Source organism: Streptomyces sp. a15 (assembly GCF_059026085.1).
The window spans coordinates 1-25,987 of sequence record NZ_JBWLKM010000104.1 but is presented as its reverse complement, the minus strand read 5'-3'; the positions used below and the strand labels follow the sequence as shown (position 1 = coordinate 25,987).

General features: G+C 69.3%; 20 protein-coding genes and 5 pseudogenes. 12 read left to right on the top strand and 13 right to left on the bottom strand.

From position 1 onward, the window contains the following. Positions 1–299 (top strand): annotated as a pseudogene (locus AC5P09_RS46025) (transposase family protein); the annotation flags it as partial. Positions 300–325: 26 nt separating this feature from the next. On the opposite strand, the pseudogene AC5P09_RS46020 reads toward AC5P09_RS46025, so the two are convergent. Further along, positions 326–1,142: pseudogene (locus AC5P09_RS46020) on the bottom strand (thiamine pyrophosphate-binding protein); the annotation flags it as partial. Between the two features lie 181 nt (positions 1,143–1,323). Further along, positions 1,324–1,749: a universal stress protein gene (locus AC5P09_RS46015; RefSeq protein ID WP_493879649.1), complete on the bottom strand. Its 426-nt coding sequence runs from the start codon at positions 1,747–1,749 to the stop codon at positions 1,324–1,326. Positions 1,750–2,103: 354 nt separating this feature from the next. Here AC5P09_RS46015 and AC5P09_RS46010 point away from each other — a divergent pair. Then, positions 2,104–2,492 (top strand): annotated as a pseudogene (locus AC5P09_RS46010) (MerR family transcriptional regulator). A gap of 263 nt (positions 2,493–2,755) precedes the next feature. Here AC5P09_RS46010 and AC5P09_RS46005 read toward each other — a convergent pair. From AC5P09_RS46005 to AC5P09_RS45995, 3 genes are all read right to left on the bottom strand, one after another. Then, the gene (locus tag AC5P09_RS46005) at positions 2,756–3,442 is read right to left on the bottom strand and encodes a hypothetical protein (protein WP_493879648.1); all 687 of its coding nucleotides are present in this window, start codon (positions 3,440–3,442) and stop codon (positions 2,756–2,758) included. A 228-nt stretch (positions 3,443–3,670) separates the two neighbouring features. Continuing rightward, positions 3,671–3,973, bottom strand: coding sequence for a cyclase family protein (locus AC5P09_RS46000; protein ID WP_493879647.1), 303 nt, complete (start codon positions 3,971–3,973; stop codon positions 3,671–3,673). A 2,123-nt stretch (positions 3,974–6,096) separates the two neighbouring features. Beyond that, a complete protein-coding gene (locus tag AC5P09_RS45995; RefSeq protein ID WP_493879646.1) occupies positions 6,097–7,014 on the bottom strand; it encodes an aminoglycoside phosphotransferase family protein in 918 nt (305 codons plus the stop codon). 575 nt (positions 7,015–7,589) lie between these two features. Between AC5P09_RS45995 and AC5P09_RS45990 the strand changes: the two genes are divergently transcribed. The 6 genes and pseudogenes from AC5P09_RS45990 to AC5P09_RS45965 all read left to right on the top strand — a co-directional run bounded on the left by AC5P09_RS45990 (position 7,590) and on the right by AC5P09_RS45965 (position 12,305). After that, a complete protein-coding gene (locus AC5P09_RS45990; RefSeq protein WP_493879645.1) occupies positions 7,590–8,024 on the top strand; it encodes a Zn-ribbon domain-containing OB-fold protein in 435 nt (144 codons plus the stop codon). A 59-nt stretch (positions 8,025–8,083) separates the two neighbouring features. Continuing rightward, on the top strand, positions 8,084–9,337 hold the full coding sequence (locus tag AC5P09_RS45985; protein ID WP_493879644.1) for a CaiB/BaiF CoA transferase family protein: 1,254 nt from the start codon (positions 8,084–8,086) through the stop codon (positions 9,335–9,337). A 58-nt stretch (positions 9,338–9,395) separates the two neighbouring features. Continuing rightward, on the top strand, positions 9,396–10,574 hold the full coding sequence (locus AC5P09_RS45980; protein ID WP_493879643.1) for an acyl-CoA dehydrogenase family protein: 1,179 nt from the start codon (positions 9,396–9,398) through the stop codon (positions 10,572–10,574). A gap of 57 nt (positions 10,575–10,631) precedes the next feature. Next, positions 10,632–10,796, top strand: a pseudogene (locus AC5P09_RS45975) (electron transfer flavoprotein subunit beta); the annotation flags it as partial. 22 nt (positions 10,797–10,818) lie between these two features. Next, positions 10,819–11,313 carry an electron transfer flavoprotein subunit beta/FixA family protein gene (locus AC5P09_RS45970; protein ID WP_493879642.1) on the top strand — a complete coding sequence of 165 codons (495 nt, stop codon included), beginning with the start codon at positions 10,819–10,821 and terminating at the stop codon, positions 11,311–11,313. 26 nt (positions 11,314–11,339) lie between these two features. Then, the gene (locus AC5P09_RS45965) at positions 11,340–12,305 is read left to right on the top strand and encodes an electron transfer flavoprotein subunit alpha/FixB family protein (RefSeq protein WP_493879641.1); all 966 of its coding nucleotides are present in this window, start codon (positions 11,340–11,342) and stop codon (positions 12,303–12,305) included. Positions 12,306–12,967: 662 nt separating this feature from the next. On the opposite strand, the gene AC5P09_RS45960 is transcribed toward AC5P09_RS45965, so the two are convergent. From AC5P09_RS45960 to eno, 6 genes are all read right to left on the bottom strand, one after another. Beyond that, positions 12,968–13,834 carry a 3-hydroxybutyryl-CoA dehydrogenase gene (locus tag AC5P09_RS45960; protein WP_493879640.1) on the bottom strand — a complete coding sequence of 289 codons (867 nt, stop codon included), beginning with the start codon at positions 13,832–13,834 and terminating at the stop codon, positions 12,968–12,970. Positions 13,835–14,195: 361 nt separating this feature from the next. Beyond that, on the bottom strand, positions 14,196–15,116 hold the full coding sequence (locus AC5P09_RS45955) for a LysR substrate-binding domain-containing protein (protein WP_493879639.1): 921 nt from the start codon (positions 15,114–15,116) through the stop codon (positions 14,196–14,198). A gap of 160 nt (positions 15,117–15,276) precedes the next feature. Further along, positions 15,277–16,383, bottom strand: a complete 1,107-nt coding sequence (locus AC5P09_RS45950; RefSeq protein ID WP_493879638.1) for an alcohol dehydrogenase catalytic domain-containing protein — start codon at positions 16,381–16,383, stop codon at positions 15,277–15,279. Between the two features lie 66 nt (positions 16,384–16,449). Then, positions 16,450–17,001 (bottom strand): carboxymuconolactone decarboxylase family protein, encoded by a 552-nt coding sequence (locus AC5P09_RS45945; RefSeq protein WP_493879637.1) that lies wholly within the window; start codon positions 16,999–17,001, stop codon positions 16,450–16,452. A gap of 35 nt (positions 17,002–17,036) precedes the next feature. Further along, positions 17,037–18,041: a VOC family protein gene (locus AC5P09_RS45940; protein WP_493879636.1), complete on the bottom strand. Its 1,005-nt coding sequence runs from the start codon at positions 18,039–18,041 to the stop codon at positions 17,037–17,039. Positions 18,042–18,108: 67 nt separating this feature from the next. Continuing rightward, positions 18,109–19,419 (bottom strand): phosphopyruvate hydratase, encoded by a 1,311-nt coding sequence (gene eno / locus AC5P09_RS45935; protein WP_493879635.1) that lies wholly within the window; start codon positions 19,417–19,419, stop codon positions 18,109–18,111. A 497-nt stretch (positions 19,420–19,916) separates the two neighbouring features. Here eno and AC5P09_RS45930 point away from each other — a divergent pair, with 497 nt between their 5' ends. Further along, positions 19,917–20,510 carry an NADPH-dependent FMN reductase gene (locus tag AC5P09_RS45930; protein ID WP_493879634.1) on the top strand — a complete coding sequence of 198 codons (594 nt, stop codon included), beginning with the start codon at positions 19,917–19,919 and terminating at the stop codon, positions 20,508–20,510. Positions 20,511–20,598: 88 nt separating this feature from the next. Here the strand turns inward: AC5P09_RS45930 and AC5P09_RS45925 are convergent, their stop codons facing one another. Further along, positions 20,599–21,624 carry a LacI family DNA-binding transcriptional regulator gene (locus tag AC5P09_RS45925; protein ID WP_493879633.1) on the bottom strand — a complete coding sequence of 342 codons (1,026 nt, stop codon included), beginning with the start codon at positions 21,622–21,624 and terminating at the stop codon, positions 20,599–20,601. Between the two features lie 185 nt (positions 21,625–21,809). Between AC5P09_RS45925 and AC5P09_RS45920 the strand changes: the two genes are divergently transcribed. Then, entirely contained in the window at positions 21,810–22,589 is a 780-nt protein-coding gene (locus AC5P09_RS45920) for a fumarylacetoacetate hydrolase family protein (RefSeq protein ID WP_493879632.1), read from the top strand. A gap of 172 nt (positions 22,590–22,761) precedes the next feature. On the opposite strand, the gene AC5P09_RS45915 is transcribed toward AC5P09_RS45920, so the two are convergent. Further along, positions 22,762–24,030, bottom strand: a complete 1,269-nt coding sequence (locus AC5P09_RS45915) for an MFS transporter (protein WP_493879631.1) — start codon at positions 24,028–24,030, stop codon at positions 22,762–22,764. A 741-nt stretch (positions 24,031–24,771) separates the two neighbouring features. Between AC5P09_RS45915 and AC5P09_RS45910 the strand changes: the two genes are divergently transcribed. Both AC5P09_RS45910 and AC5P09_RS45905 read left to right on the top strand, forming a co-directional pair. After that, a complete protein-coding gene (locus tag AC5P09_RS45910; RefSeq protein ID WP_493879630.1) occupies positions 24,772–25,776 on the top strand; it encodes a C-terminal binding protein in 1,005 nt (334 codons plus the stop codon). Continuing rightward, positions 25,773–25,987 (top strand): annotated as a pseudogene (locus AC5P09_RS45905) (hypothetical protein); the annotation flags it as partial. The gene AC5P09_RS45910 and the pseudogene AC5P09_RS45905, both read left to right, overlap by 4 nt.

The following is a 25,987-nucleotide window of genomic DNA, read 5'->3' as shown; positions in this document are numbered from 1 at the left end:
CAACTGCCCTGCTGCGACAGGACGTTGGTGGTGGTCTTTCACCTCCACTCGAACAACAAGCGCCTCACGGCGCACACTCCGGGAAGCACAAATGCCACGGCATGAACGTCCAGGTCCTCAGCGATCCGTCGGAAGGCTGCTCTGGGCCCTCGCCGGCTCTGCCTGGCGCGACTCACGACGTGACCGCCACGCGACAGCACGGCATCATCGAAGCCCTCGCCGATGCGGGACTCAAATGCTGGGCGGACAAGGCATATCAAGGCGCTGGCGGACCCGTCCGGGTACCGTTTCGGGGCCGCCGCCTCAAGAGATGGAAGCGCCGCCACAACACCGCGAGATCGCACTCGTGCATCGCCTCGTAGGCTGCGCCGTAGCCCAGCAGGCCGGACATGCCGACGTCGTAGGGGTTGTCGTACTGGATGTGCTCCTTGCCGCGCAACGCGTGGCCCACGGGAGCCTTGACCTTCTCGGCGAACGCCATCACCTCCGCGTGGGCGCCTTCGACACCCCGGCCGCAGAACACGGTCACCTTCTCGGCGGCGTCCACCAGTTCGGTCAGCCGGGCCAGTTCCTCGTAGGCCGGTTCGGATGGCGGGCCGGTCCAGCGGCATGGTGAGTTCCGCCCCGTTGGCCGGGGAGTCCTCGGCGGCCACGTCCCCGGGCAGCGCCACCACGGAGACACCACGCCGGCCGACCGCGTGCTGGATCGCCGTCTGCACCACCCGTGGCATCTGCCGGGGCGAGGAGATCAGCTCCGAGTAGTGACTGCACTCCTCGAACAGCCGGTCCGGATGGGTCTCCTGGAAGTAGCCGGTGCCGATCTCACCACTCGGGATCTGTGCCGCCAGGGCCAGGACAGGGGCCATCGAGCGGTGCGCGTCGAACAGGCCGTTGATCAGATGAAGGTTGCCCGGCCCGCACGACCCCGCGCAAGCGGCGAGCTTCCCGGTCAACTGGGCCTCGGCGCCGGCGGCGAAGGCCGCGACCTCCTCGTGCCGGACCTGGACCCACTCCAGGGAGTCATGCCGTCTGATCGCGTCGACGACGGGGTTCAGACTGTCGCCCACCACCCCGTACATGCGGCGGACGCCGGCGCGTGCCAGGAGGTCGACGTACCGCTCGGCCACGGACTGTCCGGCCATGGTGCTCCTCAGGTCGTCGCTCAGGGGTGTGCGGCCAGGCTAGGGAGACGCCGAGGCGGTCAGTTGCTTCTCCGTGCACCGTGCGGAGCCCGGAAGCGCACGGTCGTGGCCCGGAGCGGCGGGTGTGGCCCGCGGATCGGGCCCCACCCCGGTCATGACGTGCGGGTCCGTCGCGCTCGGATCAGTGCTGGTCGCCGGAGCCGTCCGCAGGTGCCAGGAGGACGGTGATACGACTGCTGTGGGCGACGGCGTCGCTGACCCGGGGATTAACGAAGGGTTCGAGGACTCCGCGGTGGTGGGAGCTGAGGATCAGGAGGCCGGCCTGCCATTCCACGGCGGCGGAGGAGAGGGGGGCCGCTGTCTGAGTCGTCAGGGCGTTGGCGACGGCGCCCTTCGCGTCGACGCCCGCGTCACGCAGCGAAGCGACGGCTTCGTCGAGGACGGCCTTGGCTGCCGCGTCGTCCTTCAGGGAGACCACGGCCGCGAGCGTCGCCGTGGAGGGGGCGACGTGCAGCACGCTGACCTTGGCCCCGGTCAGCCGGGCCATGCCACCGGCCAGGCGTACGGCGGTGTGGCGGGCAGGGCTGGGATCGAGGGCGACGAGAATGCGCTGGAACCTAGCTTTTGTCCTTGATGTACGCGTATCGAGGATGTAGGCGTTTCGAGCGTCATCTCACGTGTATCGAGGGCACGGTCAACTATTCGCCTGAACAACCCGGTGTTGCCGATGGTTTCCGTTCGACAGCCACCATGACGGGCGGCGGGCGCAAGCCAGGCGGAAGTGCTTCCGTGGGCAAAACTCTGTGCGTTCCTCGGCAAGCCGCCCGGCGGGCAGATCTTAGGGTCAGAAACAGGAATTACGCCTCTGTACTCTTTCGAGGGCCACCATGGAACAGCGTCTCAGCACCGTCACGTGCGCAATGACGGCACAGTCAGTGCCCTGAAAGGGCGGCAGTTGCCGTTGCCGGCGGAGCTGCGTTACGGGATCGACGCCCCCTATGCCGTCCGGCAGCAGGAGGGCCTGCTGTCCGCCGAGCGGACACCGGGCGGGCACCGGGAGTACGCCGAGGCGGCGGTGGACGGGTGCGGCGGATCCAGGAACTCTACGCCGCCGGCCTGTGCAGCTCGAAGATCGTGAAGCTGCTGCCCTGCATGCGCGACAGCGACGGCGGCCCGGCCGAGACGGCCGACGACTTCCTCGTGGAGGAGCTGACGGTGGAGCGGGCCCGCATCGACCGGATGATCGAGGACCTGCAGCGCTCCCGCTCCCTGCTGGACACCGTCATCGACAGCGCCGCCGCACCGCGCCAGGAGAACCAGCAGGAGAGGGGCCCGGCTCCGCGGCCCTGACGCCTCTGTGCCTCCTGGGTGGCCGGCGCGTGTGGATCATGTCGTCGAGCAGGCCGCGGGAGCGCCGGAGCTGGACGAGTGTGTGGTCGATGCGGGCGCAGTAGTCGGCCAGTTCGGCGGCGCCAGCGGTACGGGAAGCGATCGAGGTCTACCGCCCGTCGTATCTACGGCCGGCCCGGGTCTTGGGCCGGGGGAGGACCGGAACAGAGGGGCGACCTGGTGGGCTGCCGACTCACCGATATAGCCGCGCCGTGACGCATGCGTCACGCCTCCTCAAGCCAGGGGAAGCCATCCGGGTCCGCGGCGGCACGGGTCCAGACCCGCTCATCGTCATGGCCGCGGATCTGGTCCAGGAAAGGGAAGTCCTCCGGCTGCACGGCCAGTCTGGCGACAGGGGTCACTGGTACGGGACTTGCCCATTGGGCCGGCTGCACCGAGACATCGCCGACCCGCATCCGCGGCTGGAGCTCGAAGGTGTCGGCGGGCAGCAGGTAAACCGTGCCGGGACGCCAGGGCTGCTGCTTCAGCGCCTGCGCGCTGATGGAGAAGTAGTAGTGCGGCTCGCCGAGTTGCTCGCTGCCGTTGGCGAGGCGGGCGCAGCCATTGATCAACGACATCGGGTGGCGGTCCCGGTCCAGGATCGCGTAGTACATCGGCCAGAGCCCGTCGCCGGCGGCGAAGACCGCGCGCCGGTTGCCGAACTCGCTTCTGTCGTCCGGCTGCCGGGGTTCGAAGCGGCTGATCGCCGGGTCGCCCGAGCCGTGCAACAGCAGCCTGCCGCGGTCTGCGGCATGGCAGAGGAACTGCCATTTCGGCGCCTCGAGCCGGTAGTTGACGGGCTCATCGGGACCGTTCGCGAGCGCTTGCTCCAGCAGTCGGTCGAAGGATGCCGACGTTCTGCGGTCCGGGGGTGGAGCGGGACGCGTCATCCAGTACGCAGGCAGCTTCATCTGAGCAACCTATCCAGCGCACCGCTCGGGACACCACGGTCCGGCTGGATGCGCTCCCCGTGTCAGCAGCGAAGCAGGCCGACCATCAGCAAGATCCGGCTCATCGCCGTCACCGCTGGCCATGGCGCCCGATCACCCGCCGAAATCTGAAAGAGGCACTCAAGAAAGGTTCAGGTCCCGTGCTCTTTCAGGAGTGCTGCGGGGGCTGCGCAAGGGGACGTGCCGCAGTCATCCCCGAGTCGGCTGCGGCACACCTCCGTGGATCGCCTGGTCAGGTGCCTGCCCCCGACCACTTCCCGGTGACTGTGTGCCGGGGACATTCGTGCTCGTCCATCCGAGTCGTACCACCAGCGCGTCGCCCGAACTCCCCTCGACTCCCTGCCGCTTCTCGGCTTGCTCGAACTCGTGCGACGTCACCGTGTACGCAGGGGGAAGGGGCCCCTCGACGGCCAGGTCGAGCAGGATCCCCCGCGTCACGATCCCGGCGGCGAAGGCCGTCGTCGACGCGTGCGTGACACCGGCGGCGGTCACGACCTGGGTCCCTCGGGCGGCCCGGACAGACCTCGCCGTCGGTCGACCAGTGCGCCAGCGCGTCGATGTGCGTCGACTTCGCGTGGTGGTTCGTGACCAGCATCAGATCGGCCGCCCCACCCATCTCCGTGTGGGACATCATGTGCTGCACGGGAGAGACGTCCACCGTCGTGGGCGCGAACGGACTGCTGATCATCGGGTTGGGCACGACCGGATGCGCCAGCGACGCCCACCGGCCGGTCCGCACCTCCGCGGCGGCCCTCGCCCGCACCTCGTCGGTGATCAGGTTGAGCGTGCCGAGTTCGTCGTCGGCCCCCCCCACCGCCCCCAGTTGTCCGGCAGGTCAGGTTCAGTCGGATGGGTCATGCGGTCGGGCTCCTCGCGTTATGCATGAGTTGAGCGTCGCCGACCGGATACGTCCGGTCGACAAGCACAACGCCCCCGCCAAGGCTTCGGTTCACTACCTTCCGGCCCCATGAAGGGGTAGCGCCCGAGAACTGACACTCGGGGCGGTGAGAGCGCCGGCCCCTGCTTGATTACGACCTGCGTGGGCGGCGCGGCCCAGGAAGTCACGCCAACGCAGGGGACCGCCAAGCACGTTCACCAGCTGCTGCAAGCGAAGCGCCGCAGATGCCTCGCTCCCCGGGCGTCAATCTCTTCGGGGCTTTCCTCCTCGATGATCGCGTACACGACGACATTCCCTCGCCCGGCAGTGGCGAAGTGCAGTCGACGGCCGGCCGAGGAGCACGCGGTGCGGTCATGGGGCTGACCGCAGTGAGGACAGGGACCGTCGTCAATGACGATGGCCCTTGGGCCGGCGTCCAGCACCTGCCCGAGGAGCAGCCGCAGCCCTCGCGGACCGCGGGAAGGCGGTCTCCTTCCGGACCCGCGTCTCTGCGGCGAGGTGGGCGCGTTCGTCGGGGGCCTGGAGTTGGCCCGTTCGGCCAAGTCGGTGTTCAAGGTGTCACCCGTTGGGTCGCGCGGCCGGCGGTCTCGACGACGGCCGGACGCCCTGGTTGTCCGGAGCGAGGCGCCACCCGCGAAACGCCTTGGCTCCGAGGCTGTGTCAGGTCTCCGGCAGTACGAGGCAGATCTCGGAGAAGGCGAGGCCGTGCTCGCGACTCACCGCCCCACAGGGGCAGCCCAACGTGGCCCGGCGCCAATCGCAGGTCACGGTCCACGGGCCGTCCTTGTCTCCGCATTCCGGGCAGCCGACGGTTTCGGCTGCCCATACCCCCGGCGCGGGTCTGGTGTGGCGGCGGAATCTACCCACGTATCGGGCCTGCCAGGGCTCAACCGGCGGTGTGAGCGGGACGGCGCCGGGCACGCTCGTCGCGGCGAGAGCGGTGAACAGTGCGGCCAGGCCGGGGAGCAAGGCTTCGCCCTCTTCGGTCGGCGGCGCCGCGGGTTCCGTCGTCCCCGGCACGGTGCCATACCTCGGAGCCGCCGCCGCAATCGGTGGATTCGGTGCCGCGTGCCAGGGCAGCAGGGCGCGGGCGACGGCGGCCATGAGGGCGGCGGCAGGCGGGCTGACAGCATCGGCGTCGAGGTGATGGACGGTAGTCCGGAGTATGCGTTGAAGCCGTCTGTCTCGGTCTGTCGCCCGGGCCCGTGCGGCTGCGCCCCGCCGGGTCGGGAGCGGGTCGGTGAGACGGGCGAGGACAGCTGCCACTGCCTCGGCGTCCGCCGAGGACAGGCGCCACTCGCGCGCAGCAAGGAGCTGCCAGGCTCTCCCGGACTCCAGGGTGAGAGCGCGTGTCAACAGGGGGTTCGCTGCTGCTACCGGCCTTCCGTGCACGCGTGCCATTGCATCCTCCTTCTGCCTCACATTGAGTATGGAGGCGTACTCGACGCCGGACGGATCAGTCCGCCCGTCCAGGTCGCGACCGTTCTGATTCCTCTGTGGGGCCGGGTTGTCAACGACCCGGGCCACCTCCAGCACTCACCCGGGCCGATCAGAACGCTCACGGGCCAACTACACCGCCCTGGTCGCAGAAGCCATGCATCCAGAGGAGCAGCCACGGGATGTGCGGTCGCGGCGGGATCATCGAAAGTATGCGAAATTGCTCACCATCGAGCGGTTCAGCCGTGACGGGCCGGCTTGACCGCGGAAGCGAGCAGGATCACGGCCAGGGTGGGGATGAGTACCAGCTCTGAAGAACACGATCGAGCGCTGCCCGGCCTGCGGGTCCCCATGTCGGCTTGCCGCCAGGCAGGCCCCGGTCTCCGTTCTGGCCCATCAGCATGAGGAACAGGCTTCTCAGAGCAGCCAGTCCGCGGGCGCGCCGGATCGTCGCCTTGTCCGCGTGCGCGTACACGTCGAAGAACCGTGAGGCGGCGCCCGCGGGAAGGATGGCCCATGCGGCCGCGAGGTCCCACGCCGGATCGCCGGCGAACATGGCTCCGAAGTCGATCACGCCCGAAAGCGTCCCGTCCGAGACGACGACGTTCGCCGGATGCAGGTCGCCATGCACCCAGAGCGGCGGACCCTCCCACTCGGGCGCCGCGACGGCGTCGTCCCAGACGGCCCGGACGTCGTCGGCGAGGTCGTCGGGGACGACGGCGTGAAAGAAGTGGTCGAAGCCGTCCGTGCACTTCTTGGGGTGGTCGCCGCGGTCCTCACTGATCGGCGCGTCAGCGGGGGCCTCCACGTGGAGTGCCTTGAGGAAGCCCGCCAGAGTGTCGGCCGCGTGGTCGCCGCGGCTGATCGAGGTGTAGTCCAGTGCCTCGCCCGGAACCCACGTCATGATGGCCCAAGGCTTTGGGAAGCGCGCCGACGGTTCACCGATCCGCACAGGGGTCGGGACCGGAAGCGGCAGGCGCGGAGCCAAGACAGGAAGCCACCGGCACTCCTTGCGCTGCAGGTCCGGGGCACTCTCTGTGCGCGGCATGCGTACGGCCAACTCGTCCCCAAGGCGCCACATTTGGTTGCCCCACCCGCCCGCTACCTCGCGGATGGTCAGCCCTGCAAGGTCCGGATGCTGCTCCTGAAGCAGGTCGTAGATCAGGCCTGCGGTGATCTCGATCTCGGAGTGGGTCATGCGAAGGCACAGTACTGGGGCAGGCGGAGCGGCTCTCACTCTCCGGAAGATCTAGCCACTCAAAACCTTCCCTCCCTTGCTGACCGGGACGGGGCGAGCCCTTCGTATGGTTCTCCCACCCAGGCGGTACCGGTCTTGCACCACGGGACGCGCACCGTCAGCGCGCTGAGCGCGTAGGTGCGGGTGCCGGTCTCCTCGACGACGTCGGCGGGCACCTCGGTGAGCAGTCCGCCCCACCACGGGGCGCCGGGCGGGAGCGGTGCTCCGTACGCGTAGCCGACGGCCTGGTCCTGCCGGCAGCCGCGGTGACGGGCGGAGCACCGGGGCTGAACGCGAACTCGTCGTGCACCATCCTCGTAGGGTCCGGACCGTTGGAAGGTGTACTCCGAGAACCTCCACCGGGGAGAGTAGCGCGGGGAAACCCGCTCTGACCTCGCCGAATGGCGCGTATTCCGCGCACAAAGATGCGTCAGTACGTCGTTGACCGGCGGTCCGCCACAGGGTCAGGGTGAGGGAGCCACATCGGATCCCGACCAGCCGTTTTCCGGTCACCGAACTGCGTGCAGGAGGCCGTGATGCTCCGGACAGACACCCGTGAACACACCGAACTCGCGGACGACGACGAGGCCGCTGCTGCGGTCACGGCCGAGGCCGCCACGCCGAACGCGCCGGCGGTCTTCCGCGAACTCCTCTTCCAGCGCTGTCTGTGGTGCGGCACCCCGGCCTACCGTCGTTCGTTCTGCCGTGCCTGCGGGTCCACGGCCTTCGAACGGGAGCGCAGCGAGGGCTCCGGGGTCGTCGTGCGCCGGTACGGCCATGTCCCGCACAACACGTGGTTCGTCGCGATGGACGAGGGGTTCAACCTGCTCTGCCAGGTCACCGGGTCGGCGCCGGCCGCGGTCGCGGTGGGGGCACGCGTGAGCGTCGTACGGTCCGTCGCCCCTCTCGGACAAGGCCTGCTACTCGTCGGGCTCAGCCAGCCGGCACCACCTCTGGAGCGCTGGTGGTAGCGGGAAACGGCCGAGACACAGGCACCTCGCACACACAGGACGATCAGAGAGGAGGGTGCGTGGACACCCAGTACAACGCACCGGACGGACGGGCCGGTGTTCCCGGCGGAGCGGGGCGCGGCGCACTGGACGGTCTGCGCATCGCCGACTTCTCCCGGGTTCTCGCGGGGCCCTACGCCACGATGCTCCTCGCCGACCTCGGCGCCGACGTGGTGAAGGTGGAACGGCCGGGCATCGGAGACGACACCCGGGCCTGGCACCCTCCTGCGGACCACGACGGCACGTCGACCTACTTCCTCGGCGTCAACCGGAACAAGAGGTCCGTCGTCCTGGACCTCACGACCGACGCCGGCATCGAGCAGGCCCGAGCCCTGGTCGCCGAGTCCGACGTGCTGGTGGAGAACTTCCGTCCCGGCACGATGGAGCGGCTGGGGCTCGGCCCTCGCGAACTCCGTGCTCTGCACCCGGGGTTGATCTACTGCTCGATCAGCGGCTTCGGCAGCGGCGAGGGTGCGGAGATCCCCGGATACGACCTGCTGGTGCAGGCCGTCGGCGGGCTGATGAGCGTGACCGGCGACGCGGCCGGAGAGCCGGTGAAGGCGGGCGTGGCCCTGGTCGATGTGGTCACCGGGCTGCATGCCTCGCTCGGCATCCTCGCGGCACTGCGGCACCGGGACGCCACCGGTGAGGGACAGCGGGTGGAGGTGAACCTGCTCGGCTCGCTGTTGTCGGCCATGGTCAACCAGGCATCCGCGTTCGCCGTCGCCGGTGTGGTTCCGGGCCGCATGGGCAACGCGCACCCGAGCATCGCCCCGTACGAGACCTTCCCGGCGGCCGATCGCCCGATCGCGCTCGCGGTGGGCAACGACCGGCAGTTCGCGGCGCTCGCCGAGGTTGTCGGGGATCCCGGTCTCGCCGCCGACCACCGCTTCCGCACCAATGCCGACCGGGTCGCACACCGCGCCGCCCTACGGGACATCCTGACCGAACGGCTGAGGAGCGCCGGCGCAGACCACTGGTCGGCCGTCCTGCTGGCTGCCGGGGTGCCCGCCGGACCGGTCAACACCCTCGACGAGGCATTCGCCTTCGCCCAGAAGCTCGGCCTGCCCGGCATCGTCGACATCCCCGCCGCACCCGCCGACACCGCAGCCGGAGCTCAGGGCTCGGCCTCCCGGCAGGTCGCGAGCCCCATCGCGCTGAGCGGTACGCCGGCGCAGTACCTCCTGCCGCCGCCGCGCCTGGGCCAGCACACCGCGGAGATTCTTCACCGCCTTTCCGACCACGTCTCCGCGCCGAACGAAGCGGCCACCTGACCTGTCCCGGCACGGACACCACGACCGAACCGATCACCGCTACCTCCAGGAGCTCACCATGAGCGTCGCCAAGCCGATGAAGGACCCTCTCGACCTGCTTGACTTCTCCTCCACACTCAGCGACGAGGAGCGCGAGATCCAGGCCACCGTCGCCAAGTTCCTCGCCGACCGGGTGCGCCCGCACATCGGCGAGTGGTTCGAGAACGCCCACTTCGCCCGCGAACTCGCTCCGGAACTGGGCAAGTTGGGTGTCCTCGGCATGCACCTCGAAGGGTACGGCTGTGCCGGCACCAGCGCCGTCAGCTACGGGCTGGCCTGCCTGGAGCTGGAGGCGGCGGACTCCGGTTTCCGCAGCTTCGTCTCCGTGCAGGGCTCGCTGTCGATGTTCTCCATCTGGAAGTGGGGCTCGGAGGAGCAGAAGCAGGAGTGGCTGCCCCGGCTCGCCGCCGGTGAGGCCATCGGCTGCTTCGGCCTGACGGAGCCCGACTTCGGCAGCAACCCCTCCGGGATGCGCACCAAGGCCGTCCGCGACGGCGACGACTGGATCCTCAACGGCTCCAAAATGTGGATCACCAACGGCGGTATCGCCGATGTGGCCACCGTCTGGGCACAGACAGAGGACGGCATCCGCGGCTTCCTCGTGCCCCGCGGGGTGCCCGGCTTCACCACGCAGGACATCAAGCAGAAGATGTCCCTGCGCGCCTCCATCACCTCGGAGCTCTACTTCGACAACGTACGGCTGCCCGACTCGGCGCGGCTGCCCCTCGCGGAGGGGCTGCGCGGACCACTGTCCTGTCTGAACGAGGCCCGCTTCGGCATCCTGTTCGGCGCGGTCGGTGCGGCCCGCGACTCGATCCAGGCAGCCATTCAGTACGCCGACTCCCGAGTCCAGTTCGACAAGCCGATCAGTGGTTTCCAGCTCACCCAGAAGAAGCTCGCCGACATGAGCGTGTCCGTGGGCAATGCCGCGCTTCTCGCCATGCATCTGGGCAGGCTCAAGGACCAGCACCGCATCAGGCCCGAACAGATCAGCGTCGGCAAGCTCAACAACGTGCGGGAAGCAATCGCCATCGCACGGGAGTGCCGCACCATCCTGGGGGCCAACGGCATCTCCCTCGAGTACTCGCCGCTGCGCCACGCCAACAACCTGGAGTCCGTGCTGACGTACGAAGGAACCAGTGAGATGCACACCCTGGTCGTCGGGCAGGCGATCACCGGCCAGGCGGCGTTCCGCTGACCACGACGCCGGCCGTGGACGGCTGAGAGAAGACACTCTGACCGCGAGGAGGCCGAACTCGTCCTGGACGAGATCAACGAGCGTGCCGCCGAAGAGGCGTTGACGCTGAAGGAGACGACGGACGCCCACGTCACCGTCGTCTCCATGGGACCCGACTCCGCGCTCGACGCCATGCGCAAGGTACTGGCGATGGGCGGCGACCGGGGGGATCCACATCTGTGACGACAGGCCGCGCGGCGCCGACGTGCTGACCACCGCGAAGGTTCTGGCGGCGGTCGTGCGGACCGTGGCGGACATCGACCTGGTGCTCGCCGGCGACGCGAGCACCGACGGCCAGGCGAGCGCGGTCCCCGCAATCGTCGCGGACCTGCTCGGCCTGCCGCAGGTGACCCATGTGCGCAAGCTCGACGTGGACGCGCGACGGGTGCGCGCCGAGCGCCAGACCGAGGACGGCGAGGCGACACTGGACGCCTCGCTGCCCGCGCTGGTCAGCGTCACCGAGAAGATCAACGAGCCGCGCTACCCCTCCTTCAAGGGGATCATGGCCGCCAAGAAGAAGCCGGTGGACACGGTCGACCTCGACGACCTGTTCCCCGACGCGGCCGGATTTCTCGTGACCCGCACGCGTGTGGTGGAGGCCGTCCCGCGTCCCCGGCGAACCGTCGGAACCCGCATTACGGACGACGGTTCGGCCGGCCGCCGGCTCGCCGCGTACCTGATCGCCCAGAAGCTCGTCTGAATCGCCCGACCAGGAAACAGGCCCTCATGCCCGGAGTCCTCGTACTCGTCGACCACGACGGGGAACATGTCAACAAATCGACATATGAACTCCTGGCCGCCGCACGGCGGCTGGGGGACCCGGCCGCCGTCGTCGTGGGAACTCCCGGCCCAGCGACGCGTCTGAGGGAATCTCTCGCCCGCCACGGCGCCACGAGCGTCCATGCGGCGGAATCAACCGACGCCGCCGAGTTTCTCGTCACGCCCGCCGTGGACGCCCTGGAGTTGGCGGTCCGGGAAACCGCTGCCGCTGCCGTTCTGGTCTCCGCCACGATGGACGGCAGGGAGGTGGCCGGGCGTCTCGCCGCGCGGCTGGACGCAGGGCTGCTGGTCGACGCGGTCGACCTGGACTCGTCCGGGGTGGTCACCCAGATCGTCTTCGGCGGCTCCTACACCGTGCGCTCACAAGTCACCCACGGCATACCGGTGATCGCCGTCCGTCCGGGCGCCTTCGAGCCGGAGGAGCACCCTGTGGAGGCGGGGGAGCGGAAGCTGGCCCTGCCGCCGATCGCCCCCGCGGCGTCCGCGCGCATCACCGCCCGGCGCGCCGCCCCTGCGGGCGACCGACCCGGACTCACCGAGGCGACCGTCGTGGTCTCCGGAGGCCGCGGTGTCGCAGGAGCGGGCGGTTTCAAGGTCGTGGAGGAGTTGGCAGACGCTCTGGGGGGTGCCGTCGGCGCATCGCGCGCCGAGGTCGACGCCGGCTACTACCCGCACCAATACCAGGTCGGACAGACCGGGAAGGCCGTCTCCCCGCAGCTGTACATCGCCCTGGGCATCTCCGGGGCGATCCAGCACCTCGCGGGGATGCAGACCTCCAGGACGATCCTCGCGGTCAACAAGGACCCGGAGGCACCGATCCTCGGCCTCGCCGACTACGGCGTGGTGGGCGACCTCTTCTCGGTGGCTCCCCAGCTCACGCAGGAAATGGCCGCCCGCCGCGCAGTCGGCTGAGACGGGCGACCCGAGACGGACGCTTCTGGGGTGCCCCCGCGCAAAGTACCCGCCCGCCAGGAGGAGGGACGTCCCAGCCCATCTCCTTGGGGGGCGAAGACGCCAGAAGAAAGCTCCATGCCCCGGATCATCACGCCGAGCGATGGCACGGACGCCGAAAGACCGGACCGCTGACGGGATGCCCTCAGCCGCAACCTCGTGCCGCTGAGGGTCCGCCGCGCGGGTGCGCCGACTTCCGTGCCTCACTGCGCGCCGCTCGATTCGGCCCGATGCAGATGCCGCTCATGACGGCCGAACCGCACAGCCTCGCGGACGCCAACGTGATCGACCTGATCGGCACCCCGCTCGCGAAGTGAGCCGGGGCGGACCCGGCAGCCGAGGACGAAGGCCCGGGCCTGCTCGCCCGGCGCGTCTTCGTTCCCATTGAACGGCGGCTAACCCACCCCGGGCCGAGCCCAGTGGGCGCTGCGGCCGCCATCGCATCTGCCGCCGCTACCGGAACGAGCCGCAGGCGGAACAGGGCTGTACCGTCTCGGGCCGGATCCGGGAACCCCCGTCTCGCGCGATGCCCGCCCGACCTCGCCTGTCCTGCCCTGGACCGCGGTGACGACGGTGGACGTACAGCGCCCGGGGCACGTGGAACACCGCGTCACCGCAGGCCCTCAGGCCGCCTGGTAGCTGAAGAATCCCTGCCCTGACTTACGGCCCAGCAGCCCCGACTCGACCATGCGGCGCAGCAACGGAGGAGGGGCATACAGCGGTTCCCGGTACTCCTCGTACAGCGCCTCGCCTATCGCCGCCACGGTGTCCAGGCCGATGAGGTCGGCGAGGTGCAGCGGGCCCATGGGGTGAGCGCAGCCGGCGGTCATTCCCGTGTCGATGTCCTCCGCCGTCGCGGTGCCGGAGCCGACCATCCGCACCGCTGCCAACAGGTAGGGCACCAGTAGGGAGTTCACCACGAACCCCGCACGGTCCTCCGTGACGATCGTCTTCTTGCCCAGGGTCTCGCCCGCGAAGGCACGGACACGCAGTTCCGTGGCCTTCGAGGTCTGCAACGAGGGGATGACCTCGACCAGTGGCATGAGGGGGACCGGGTTGAAGAAGTGCAGGCCGACCACCGCATCCGGTCGTCCGGTCGCCGCCGCGAGCCGGGCGATGGGGAGCGAGGAGGTGTTGCTGGCCAGGATGGCGGCCGGGTCGGTGACGATCTCGTCCAGCTGCCGGAACAGCGCCGTCTTGGCCTGTTCGTCCTCGACGGCGGCCTCGATGACCAGGTCGGCTCCAGCCAGGCGGGAGAGATCGGCGGAGACCGAGATCCGGGCCAGGGCAGGTGCGCGGTCTCCGGGGACGATGGTGCCGCGCTTCTCCGCCTTGAGCAGGGAATCCGCCACGCCTGCGAGTCCGGCACGAGCCCTGTCCTCGGTCACGTCGCACAACGTGACGTGCAGTCCGGCCCGGGCACAGATCTCGGTGATGCCCCGGCCCATCTGCCCCGCACCGACGACCCCCACGCGCTTGATCGATGTCATGTGTTCCTCCGCCTGTCTTTCCACCCGGCGGCAGTCGATCGACGCCGCCACGGTCTGTGGTGCCGTGTTGAGCGTAGGCCTGGAGCACCCCCTCTGACCTGCTCCGACAGTGCGTTATCCGCGCACAAACATGCGCCGTTTCGTCGTCGTTCGGCCGTGTCGCGCAGAAGCACGCCGACGTCGAACAGGGCGAGCCGGACGGCCGGAGAGGCGGGCACGAGGAGACGGTCGCAGGCGTCGAGGACGGCACCCCGGACGGACCTGGCGGCGCTGCCGGTGAGAGGGGGGGGGGAGACACTCTGGGCAGACTGCGGATCATGGAGTGGGGTCCGCGTCGGCCGCACGCCGGAGCACCACGGCTTCAGCCGGCGGTGACCGTGGCGGCGGCGGCCTGTCGCAGGCGGCGGATCAGGCCGCGCACCGCGGGCGACGTCTCGCCCCTGCGGTAGGCACCCACCAGCCGCGTGGTCAGCGATACGTCCGCCAGCGGACGGTAGGCCACCCCGGGGATGTGCACGCGGCGCAGGGAATCAGGGACCAGAGCCACCGCGAGACCACCGCCCACCAGCGTCAGAGCCGCGATGAAGTCCCGCACCGGGGGAGCGCACCGCGGGCTGAACCCGCCTTGCTGCGCCACCTCGAGGATCTGGTCGCGGCAGCCGTACTCCTCGTCGAAGTGCGGGGCCACGAACCGCTCGTCGCGCAGCTGGGCCGCCGGTATCGCCTCGTACGCAGCCAGCGGCGCGCCGGCCGGCAGCGCCAGGACGACGTCCTCGGTGAGCAGGCAGGTGGCCGTGACTTCGGGAGGGTACTCCGGCCTCCAGCGCAGGAAGCCGACGTCGATGTCCCCGCAGGCCAGCGCTTCCAGTTGGGCCGGTGTCTCCAGCTCGCGCACCTGCACGGTCAGCTCGGTGCCGGGGGCCGCGCAGCGGGTGAGGACGTCGGTCAGCACTCCGGAGAACGTGGCCGAGGCGACGTAGCCGATCTGGGCGTGCCCCAACTCCCCGCGACCGGCACGCCGGCCCACCGTCTCGGCCCGGGAGACCTGGGCGAGGGTCAGCCGCGTCTCCTCGAGAAACAGCCGCCCGGCACTGGTCAGCGCCGGGCGGCTGCGCCGGCCGCGGTCGATCAGCCGCACGCCCAAGTGCGACTCCAGCGCCCGGACCTGGGCGCTGAGCGCCGACGGAGCAAGATGCAGACGGTCCGCCGCCCGCGCGAAGTGCAGTTCCTCCGCGACGGTGACGAACGATTCCAGCCAGCGCAGTTCCACCGGCTCCTCCATCCTGCCGGGCCTGCGCTGACGAGAGCACCGGCCGTGTGCACGGCTTGTGTGAAGCACCCCGCGGCGGTGTCAGGGCAGAACAGGTCCGCCGCGGGGTGAATACGGGGCGTCAGGGGCATGCCCGGCCAAGGGGCGCCGCACGCCCCCTGGGGCCTGCCCGTCAGGGGATGACGACGTAGTTGCTGAACCCGCCGTCGCGGTCCTGGAGACCCGAGATCGCCTCGTTGACCCTGGCCAGTGGGAACGGCTTGGCCTGCAGGTAGGACAGGTCCAGGACGCCCGCGCCCACCATGTCGGCGAGTTCCTGCCCCTGTGCGGTGCTGAACCAGTTGGAGCCGATCAGCTGGACCTGTTCGTCCATGAGCCACTTCACGTCCAGGGGCAGCCGGTCGGCCACGCCGCCGACGTTGACGACCCGACCGCCCCTGCGCACGCCCTGCATGGAGTCGAGCATCGTCTCCACCGGTGCCTTGGCGCCCAGGGCGCTGATCACGTAGTCCGCGCCCTCGCCGCCGGTGCGGGACTTCGCCCACTCGCCGGTGGAACCGTCACCCAGCCGGAAGACCTCGACCCGGTCCGGGGCCAGTTCCTTGACGCGCTTGAGGAGTTCCTCGTTGCGGCCGGTACCGAGGACTCGGGAGGCGCCGGAGGCCAGCGCGAGCAGGGTCGCCGCGACGCCGAGGGTTCCCGTGATCCCGTCGATCAGCGCGACCTGGCCGGGGCCGGCCGCGGCGTTCTTGAGGGCCCCGTAGGACGTGCCGATGTAGCCGAGCTTGCCGGCCTGCTCGAACGTCATGTTGTCCGGGATGTTGACGATCGAGGACTGCGGGGCGGTCATGTACTCCGCGAAACCGCCGTAGGGATACAGGTCGAAGATCCGCTGGCCGTCACGGGAGGTGCTGAAGTAGCCGTTCAGCGTGAAGTAGCGGCACCGGCTCAGTTCACCGCCCCGGCACACCTGGCAACTTCCGCAGCCACGCAGGGGATTGACGTAGACCCGGTCGCCGGGCCTGGTGTTCAGCACCGCCTCGCCGACGGCTTCGACCACACCGGCGGTGTCCAGGCCGAAGATGGCGGGGAACTTGGGCAACGGCTGGTGCGGGAACCACGTGGGCCAGTTGTTGATCACGTTGGCCATGTTCGGCACGATCCCGCACGCCTTGACCCGCACCAGCACGTCGGTCGGCCGCGGGGTGGGCACGTCGATGGTGTCCACCGACATCGGCTCACCGAGCGCGTGCAGTCGTGCAGCGAGCATTTTCGCCATTGAAATACTCCTTGGAACTGCTCCGTCCCAGGCGGCCGGAGGCGGAGACCCTGAACAGAGAATTACCTAGGAATTCGGGAAAGGATTCGGGTAGTTGGCTTCGAGGTCGATGTCCAGCAGCCCCATGATGCGGACGCCGGAGTTGTACCAGGCGATGGACAACGACAGTTCGACCATCTGCTTGTCCGTCAGGTGCTCGGCCGCGGCACTCCAGGTCGCCTTCGAGACCTCGACCTGGAGCGTGGACTCCTTGGCGAGGCGCATCACCGCCTTCTCCACCCCGTCGAACAGGTCGGACGACTCGAAGTCGGCCACCGCCGCGAGTTGTTCGCCGGTGAGCCCGGCCCCCAGCCCGTGCGACTGGTGATGCGCGACCTCGTACGCGGACCGGGTCGCGTGGCCCACGGTCAGGATCGCCAGCTCACGCAGCTTGGGGCTGAGGTCGGCGGCGCGCAGCGAGTTGGCGTAGGTCAGGAAGGCGTCCAGCTGGGTCGGCGCATGGGTGAGGGCGAGAAAGATGTTCGCCGTCGGTACCTTGCGTTCGGCCTCCAGCCGGTCGTACAGGGGCTTCTGTGCCTCGTCCGCGTCTTCACGACGCAGGTAGGGGACTCGTGCCATGGTGTCTCCTCGGGGGGACGTGACCGTACGGAAGGTCAGTGGGCGGACTGTTCGAGCAGGTACCGCTCCATCGACATCGGCTTGGGCAGCTCGGCCGGCGGGATCTGCTGCACGCCGACGAAGGGCGACGCCTCGAAGTACCACTTCTCCAGGGCTGGCAGGCCCCAGCGGGCGTTGGTGCTCAGTGCCGCCGCGTCCCAGCGCACGGGCTCGATCTCGGTGTCGATCGTCTGGTAGTGGCTGTTGAAGACCTCCACCCGGTGGCCGTCGGGGTCGCGGAGGTAGGCGAAGAGCATCCCGCCCGGACCGTGCCGCCCCGGGCCCCGCTCCACGCCGTCGCCGTAGCCTTGGATGCCCGCCCAGTCGCAGGCGGTGAAGATGTCGTGGCTCTCCGAGACGGTGTAGGCGAAGTGGTGCAGGGCGGGCCCGGTGTTCTCGATGATCGCCAGGTCCAGGCAGGTGCCCTTGCGGTACATGAAGGCACCCAGCAGCTTGTCGCCGTGCTCCAGGTACTCCGAGTTGCGGAAGCCGAGCTCGCTGTAGAACGCGCACAGCTCGTACGTGTCGGGCGCGAAGATCTGGTAGTGGTCCAGCCGCTGGGCGTGGGCACCCTTGTAGAGCTCGAAGTCGATGTGCAGCCGGGGCCGGGTCTCCATGTGCGCGCACAGCTCGAGGGGCGTGCCGATGGGGTCGCTGACGTGCAGGGTGCGGCCCTGGTAGGGGACGTCGACCCACTCGGCGGGCAGTCCCCGCTCACGGAACCAGGCGTACGCGAGGTCGAGGTCCTCGTCGAAGAAGACCCGGAAGCCGATCCGCCTGGACCTGCCGCCGCCCTCTTCGTCCAGCTCCAGGACGAGGCTGTGGTGGCAGGCTTCGGCGAGGCCGCGGAGGTAGCAGGTGCGCTCGTCCTCGTCGCTGACGACCAGCCCCAGCACGTTCACGTAGAAGTTCCGGCTCTCGGCCAGATCCTCGACCGTGAGGCGAACGTGGCTGGAGCGGGTGATGTTGAAACTCGGGCGCAGATTGACGGGTGGCAGCATGCTGGTCTCCGTGCTCGGATCGAATCTGGATTTCGGTGACTGTGATACGTAGTATCGCGAGGCTCTTTTACGGCTTGGTCGTCGAGGCCCCGGCCCCGGCGAATGTGAATGCGGACCATCCGCTGAAGTCCGCGGATTCGCCGAGGGACTCCTCGATCCGCAGAACCTCGTTCCACTTGGCCATTCGCTCGGAGCGGGTGAACGAGCCCACCTTCAGCTGACCGGCGTCCCAGCCGACGCTCAGATGGGCGATGGTGACGTCCTCGGATTCGCCGGAACGCGCCGAGACGATCGTGCCGAATCCGGCGTCCTTTCCGGCGCGCAGGGCCTGGAAGGACTCGGTGACGGTACCGGCCTGGTTCGGCTTGACGAGTACGGCGTTCGCCGCCCCGCTGGTGGCCGCCGCCTCCACCCGCTTGGCGTTCGTGACCAGGTAGTCGTCGCCGATCACCTGGCAGCGCCGGCCGTAGCGCCGGGTGAACTCCATCATGCCCTCGTGGTCGTCCTCGCCCACCGGGTCCTCGACGGAGAGAATCGGATACTGCTCGATCCAGCCGCCCAGCATGTCGATGAGTGCTTCGGTGCCCAGCGTGCGGTCGTCCAGGGCCAGCGTGTACTGACCGCCGCTGCCGAACTGCGAGGCCGCGACGTCCAGCGAGATGCCCACCTGGGAGGAGGGCTCGAAGCCCGCGCTCTCGATGGCCAGGGTCAGCATCTCCAGCGCCTCCTCGTTGGAGTCGAACGCGGGCCAGAACCCACCCTCGTCGGCCACGCCCTGCGCCTTGCCGGCCTTCCGCATCAGGGTTCCGGCCGTCCGGTAGATCTCCGCCGTCCAGTCCAGGGCCTCGGAGAAGCTCCGTGCCGCCGGGCAGACCACCATGAAGTCCTGGACGTCGACGCGGCGGTCCGCGTGGGCTCCGCCGCCGAAGATCTGGATCTCCGGCAGCGGGATGCGGACCGGCCGTCCGCCCGCCAGGTGCTGCCACAGGGGCACGCCCGCCGACGCGGCGGTGGCGTGCAGGACCGCCATGGACGTGGCCACGATCGCGTTGCCGCCCAGACGGCTGCGGTCGGGGGTGCCGTCGAGGTCCACCAGGAGCCGGTCGACGGCCTCCTGGTCACCCGCGTCACGACCGGCGAGGGCGGACGCGATCTCGCGGTTCACCGAGCCCACCGCGCGCTGGACATCGAGCCCGCCGAAGCGGCTGCCGCCGTCGCGCAGGTCGAGTGCCTCGCCCTGGCCCGTCGAGGCCCCCGCCGGTGCGATGGCCCGGCCGGTCGCGCCGTCAGCGAGGTGTACCTCGACCTCGACGGTCGGCCGACCGCGGGAGTCCCACACCCTGCGGCCGTGGAGCTTGGCGATCCGCGCGTCTGTCATTGCGGTGGAACCTTTCGGAGTTCGGTTCGGAGGTCGGAGTTCGGAGTTCGGACGATCGGGTCGATGAGAGATGCCCGTGCCTGTCGTCGGGGGTGTCCCCGCGGCCGGAGGCGACGGAAGGCGTACGGGGAGGTCCTCGCCGGCGGACGGGCGCGGTCGGCCCTCGCGGGACGGCACCTGAATCGGTGCGGGGGCGCCGGGCGCGAGCGAGAAGATGACGGCGAGGGTTGCTCGTTCACTGCGGCTCTTCTCGTGCTAACGATAGCGCAATCGTGCAAAGCGGCGGCTGCTCTGTCAAGTGGTGGGTTCCAGTCGATCCTGTGGTCGTGCCGCTTTTGCACTCTCTTGGCTCGCCGAGACCTCGATGCTATCGTTCGCACAGCCCATGGTGCTCCGGCGAGAACTCCGGCGGACCCGCGCTCTCCTGGACGGACGGACAGCACAGGCGGCGTGGGTCCGTCGGGCCGGATCCCGGCCGACAGGAAAGCGAGCCCGACATGACACTCCAGCCCTCCGTGGCGCCCATGACCCTCACCACCGTTGTGGCCAGCACTCGCCCCGGGCGTGTGGGCAGATCCGTCGCGGACTGGTTCACTCTCCGGGCCGCGAAGCACGACCAGTTCGAGTCGCACACCGTCGACCTGTACGAACTCGCGCTCCCCTTCTTCGACGAGCCGCATCCGCCCGCCCTGCGGCAGTACACGAAGAGCCACACCCGCGAATGGAGCCGGATCGTCGACGCGTCGGACGCGTTCGTCTTCGTCACCCCGGAGTACAACGGCGGCTTCCCCGCCCCGTTGAAGAACGCGTGGGACTACCTCGTGGTGGAGTGGCAGCACAAGCCGGCCGCGTTCGTCAGCTACGGAGGCGTCTCGGCGGGCACCCGGGCAGTGCAGATGGGCAAGCAGGTCGTGGCGAACCTCAGGATGCTGCCCATCGGTCCGACCGTGAGCATCCCGTTCGTCAGCCAACTCCTCGACGAGGGCGATTTCAGGCCAGGCACGATCCACGAGGCCGCTGCCGAGCAGGTGCTCGACGAACTCGCGCGCACCGCCCGCGTCATGCGGCGGCTGCGCAGCGGAATGTACTGACCCACCCGCGCCGCACATGCGAAGGCGCCCGGAGCACATCGCTCCGGGCGCCTTCGGTGTTCCCGAGTGACGCGGCCCCGGCTCAGGCCTAGCTGGACGGAGCCTTTCCGTCAGGGGGTGCCGTGCTGCCGCGCAGGACCAACGATCCGGGGGAGACCGACGTGTACGGGCCGTCGTTCTCCGGCTTGGTCTTGAGCCGGCGCATCAGCCACAGCGCGCAGCCGGTGGCCATCTCCTGGATCGGCAGCCCGATCGTGGTCAGTCCGGGACCCCACCAGGAGAACCCCGGCTCGTCCCCGAACCCGACCACGGACAGTTCCCCGGGCACCTGCACGCCCTGCTCGGACAACTCCTCCAGGACCCCCAGGGTGAGCTGGATCGATCCCAGGACGAGAGCGGTGGGCGCGTCCGGGCCCTCCAGGAGCCGGCGCACCGCCTCGCGGCCGTACTCCACGGACGACGGCGGCCCCAACTCCGTGCGCCCGGCGTCGTCCGGCAGGCCGGCTTCGCTCAGGGCGCTGTGAAAGCCGCGCAGACGCTCCGCGCCCGTGGGCAGCTCCGTGGGACCACCCAGGTACGCGATGCGGGTGTGGCCCTGGGCCACCAGATGGGCCGTGGCCTCGCGCAGTGACTCGTGGTCGTCCACACCGAACCACTGGGAACCGAGCGACGGGTGGCGGCGCAGCAACTGAAGGTGCGGCAGGCCGCGCAGGAGCCTGACGGAGTCGCCGTGCGGGCGTGCGGTGGGGACGATGATGACGCCGGCCACGCGGTTGGCGGACAGTTCGCGCAGATGGCGCAGCTCCACCATCCGGTCGTCGTCGGTCTCCGAGAGCATCAGCTGGAAGCCCTCGGCCTCCATGTTCTTGGACAACTCGTGCGCGATCGTCGAGTAGAAGCTGTTGCGGATGTCCGGGATCACCAGCGCGACCACGTTGCTGGACGCTCCGCGCATCATTCGTGCCGCCCGGTTGCCGACGTATCCCATCTCGGAAGCGGCCTGGCGGACCCGGAACTTGGTCTCCTCGCTGATGCGGGCATCGTCGGAAAGTGCCCGGCCGACCGTCGAGACGGAGATACCGAGGCGTTCGGCGATGTCCTTGGTCGTGATCACGTAAGAGCCCCCTCGAGTTGACTGATCCCGCTGTCGTCACTTTCCGTATGCCAACGATAGCATTCTCGTCGCGCTCCGTGGTCGGAAAGGTGAGGGCGCCAGGTTGGTCACCGCCTTTGTGCTAACGTTAGCATTACTGTGTGGGCCGTGCAGCCGCCTGCGGCTGCCTAGTTGCGGAGGTTTCCGTGCGGATCGTCAGGTATGCCGTCGGCGGCGTGTGTCACTACGGAGAGCTGGAATCCGGCGGCGAAAGAATCGCGCGATGCGAAGGTGATCCCTTCACAGGACTGTCCGCTGCGGGGCATGTCGACGAAGTCGGCGACGTGGTCGTTCTCCCGCCGCTGGAGCGACCCCGGATTTTCGGGTTCGCCTACAACTACGCCTCGCACGTCGACGAGACCGACCGCGAGGTTCCGGAAGTTCCCGTGTGCTTCATGAAGCCGAGCACCGCCGTGATTGGACCGGATGACGCGATCGTCTATCCGGCGGATGGTGAACTGATCCATTTCGAAGGCGAGTTGGTCGTCGTCATCGGAAAGGAAGCCCGCCATGTGAAGCCCTCCGAGGCCCATGAGTACATCCTCGGCTACACGTGCGGAAATGACGTCAGCGACCGCATCCTCCAGCGTAGGGAAAGCGCATTCGGAACGCTGCTGATCGGCAAGGGGCAGGACACGTTCGCTCCCCTCGGGCCGGTCATCGCGACCGGACTCGACCCCTCGGCACTGTCGCTGACGACCCGTGTGAACGGCGTTGTCGCGCAGTCGGCTAGCACCGCCGACCTGCTGCTCGCCGTTCCCGACATCATCAGCTACCTCAGCCGCTATCTGACACTGCTTCCGGGAGACGCGATCATGACCGGTACGCCGTCCGGTGTCGGGCCGATCCGCCCCGGAGACGAGATCGAGGTGGAGATCGAGGGTATCGGCGTCCTGCGCAATCCGGTCGTGGCCGAGAGCCTCTGACCTCGGACGTCTGCCGGGCTGTGTCGCCACGGGGCCTGCCCACCGCTCGGCGGTGGGCAGGCCCCGTGGCGTGTCGGCGCTGGCTTGCGTGTCCTGTCGGAGGAGTGCCGCCGTGTCGCACCGGGCGGGCTCCCGGTGCGACACGGCGGCAGAGGTCCTGCGGACCGACTCGCTAGCGGACCGCGTTGTTGAACTTCGAGGGGCGGACGAAGGTCAGCGCCAGGGCGGCCACCAGCGGCAGCACTGTCACCTGCAGCAGCCCGGCCCTGTCCCAGCCGAAGGAGTCCACCAGGGCGGCGAAGAGCAGGCCCGAGAAGGCCGCCGGTCCGTAGTAGCTGGTGACGAAGAGTCCGGAGGCGCGTCCGATCTGCGCGGGACGGACGGCCCGCTGTATCGCGCTGTTGGTGTTGGGGTAGATGAAGCCCAGGCCGAACGCGCCCATGAGGAAGGCGAACACGCACTGCATGCCGACGCCGGCATGCGTCTCGTAGATGCACACGCTGATGACGGAGACGGCCAGCATGCTCAGGATCAGCAGGTTGCGCTGGTTGAAGCGGTCGCCGAGCCAGCCGCCCAAAACGGCCGTCATGCCGCCGAAACCGAGCAGGCTCATGGCCAGTGCGGCCTCCCCTGGGGTGTAGTGCAGCGAGGTGATGAGGAACGTCGGGTAGAGACCGAGGAACCCGTAGATCGCCACACCGCTGAGGACCGAGTGGACGGCCAGTGCGATGGTGTTGCGGTTGTAGGCGGAGGCCGGCATGTACTCGTAGGTCCTGGTCGAGACGACCTTCTCGGCGGAGCGCTCGGTCAGACCCGTTTTCACGAGGAAGACGGCGGCGGCCGCGATCAGCAGCCCGGCCGCGCCGAACAGGTAGAAGGGCGAGTGCCAGGTGCCGTGCATGCTCACGAGCTGGACGCCGATGAGCGGTGCGATGAACACGCCGATCGAGTAGCCCATGCCGATGACGCCGAAAGCGAGGCCCCGCCGGTGGGCGAAGAAGGCGCCGATCGCCGCGAAGATGGCGGCGGACTGCATGCCCTCTCCGAAGCCGGAGACGACCCGGTAGACGGTCATGTCGGCGAAACCGGTGGCCAGTGGCGTGGCCATGGTGCCCAGGGAGTAGATCACCATGCTGACCAGCAGCACGGTCTTGCGGCGGAAGCGGTCCAGGAGATAGCCCGCGGGCAGGCCGGCCAGCGCCATACCGAGGGTGAAGTTCGTCGCCAGCAACCCTCCCTGCTCCAGGGAGAACCCGTACTCCGCGCGGATGTTGGGCAGCAGGGGAGGAAAGACCTGGCGGTCCATCGCGTTGACCATGTAGGAGAGGACCACGACCAGGAACCCGACCCCGATCATGGGGCGGGAAATGATGGCCGGGCTCTTTTCCTGCGTTTCGCTTGCGGGGACCGCACTGGTGTCGACTTGCGCTGCGTGAGTCATAGCGGCTCCTGAGAGAGGAATGGGCCACGGCAGGCCGCGGCGGATCCATCGCCGGTACGGGGCCGTACGGGCGATGGCGAGAAGCGGTGAGCTGAACACGGACTCGAGTCGACGACGGCGAGGCGGTCGTCGGCTGGTGAAATGAGGGCGACGGGCTGCCGTGCGGTCGGACACCGCATGCGGAATTCAGCCGTGTATCGCCCGTCGGGGACGTCCGTGGCTATGGCGTCTTCGACAGCCGGACCCCGTGCGGACACTTAGCGGTCACACGGTCGGCGCTGGCAGAAACCATGAGGGCGAAGTCTCCTGCGCGTCAAGATGTGAACGCCGGAATTCTTCGGCGCTTCTCGATTTCCCGTGGTGACGGGCCTTTCGGCGCTGATCGGGCCCTGCGGCAGGGGTGCCGGCGATCAGGTGCGCGTCACACTCTTGACGTGCCGAAGGCTCGGAATGCTATCGTTAGCACGACGTGGCTGTGACAAAGTGATTCGACGTGCCCCGACATCTCGTGAACCGTTCCAGGGGCATCCTGCGGCGCCCGCCCGACCACAAGTCGGCGCGCGCCGGCGACACCGACCGAGCCCAGTGACCCCCTCCACCCCACCCCTGGCGGCCGACGGCCCAACCGGACAAGCCGACGGCCGCCCTTCCGGGTGGCGATCAGACCCGCTCATCGGATGCGACCGGGCGTGACACCCGGCCGTCCGCTGCGGCCGCACGATTCTGCGAGGACGACCTGCCATGAAACCATCGAGCCGCCCAGGCACCGTGCTGCTCACCGACTACGCCTGGCCCGACGACTCCGTCGAGCGATCGGTCATCGAGGAGGCGGGCCACACCCTGGTGACCGGCCCTGCCGATCCCGCCTCCGCCGAGGTGATCGAGGAACTGGTGGCCGAGCACCGGCCCGCCGGGATCCTGACCTGCTGGGCCCCCGTCTCCGCCACCGCGATCGGCACGTCTCCGGATCTGCGGGTCGTGGCCAGGCTCGGGGTCGGACTCGACAACATCGCCGTGGACGCCGCCACCGAGCGCGGTGTGTGGGTCACCAACGTGCCGGACTACTGCGTCGAGGAAGTCTCCGACCACGCCGTCGGCATGGTGCTGGCCTGGACGCGGGGCCTGGCAGTCTCCGACCGGGAGGTCCGCGCGGGCCGCTGGGACCCCGCCGGCGCCCGGCTGCGTCGGCTGTCGACGCTGACCTGCGGCGTCGTCGGATACGGGCGCATCGGACGCGCCACCGTGCGCAAGCTGGGCGCGTTCGGCTGCCGGATTCTGGCCCACGATCCGCATCCGCCGAGGCACGCTCCCGGAGTGGAGATGGTGGGCCTGGAGGAGCTGCTGCGCCGCAGCGACGTCGTGATCCTCCACGTGCCACTCACACCGGACACGCACCACATCATCGGCGCCGAGCAACTGGAGCTGATGCCACCGGGCGGCCTGCTGGTCAACGTCAGCCGGGGCGGCCTGGTGGACACCGACGCGGTCGTCAAGACGCTGGACAGCGGGCACCTGGACGGAGCCGCCTTCGACGTACTGGAGACCGAACCGCACGTCCCCGCCGCCCTGTTGGACCAGCCGGGCGCGCTCCTCACCCCGCACATCGCCTTCTCCTCCGACGCCTCGGTCACGGAACTGCGCCGACGCGCAGCCGAGGAGGTCGTCCGGATCCTGGCGGGCGAGGCACCGGCCCACGCCCGCAACAACCCCCTCGGCCCAACCACCGGGTCGGGTGACCGGCGATGAGCCCGACCTCCGCACAGATGAGCCCGGGCCGCGTGCCCGACAGCGCGCTGGCCGACTTCCTGACCGCTCACGGGCTCGCCGGACCCGGCGAAGCCGCCCACTGGACGCCGCTGGCCGGCGGTGTCTCGTCCGACCTGTGGCGAGTGGACCTGCCGGGACGTTCCCTCTGCGTCAAACGCGCCCTGGCCCAGTTGAAGGTCGCCGCCGACTG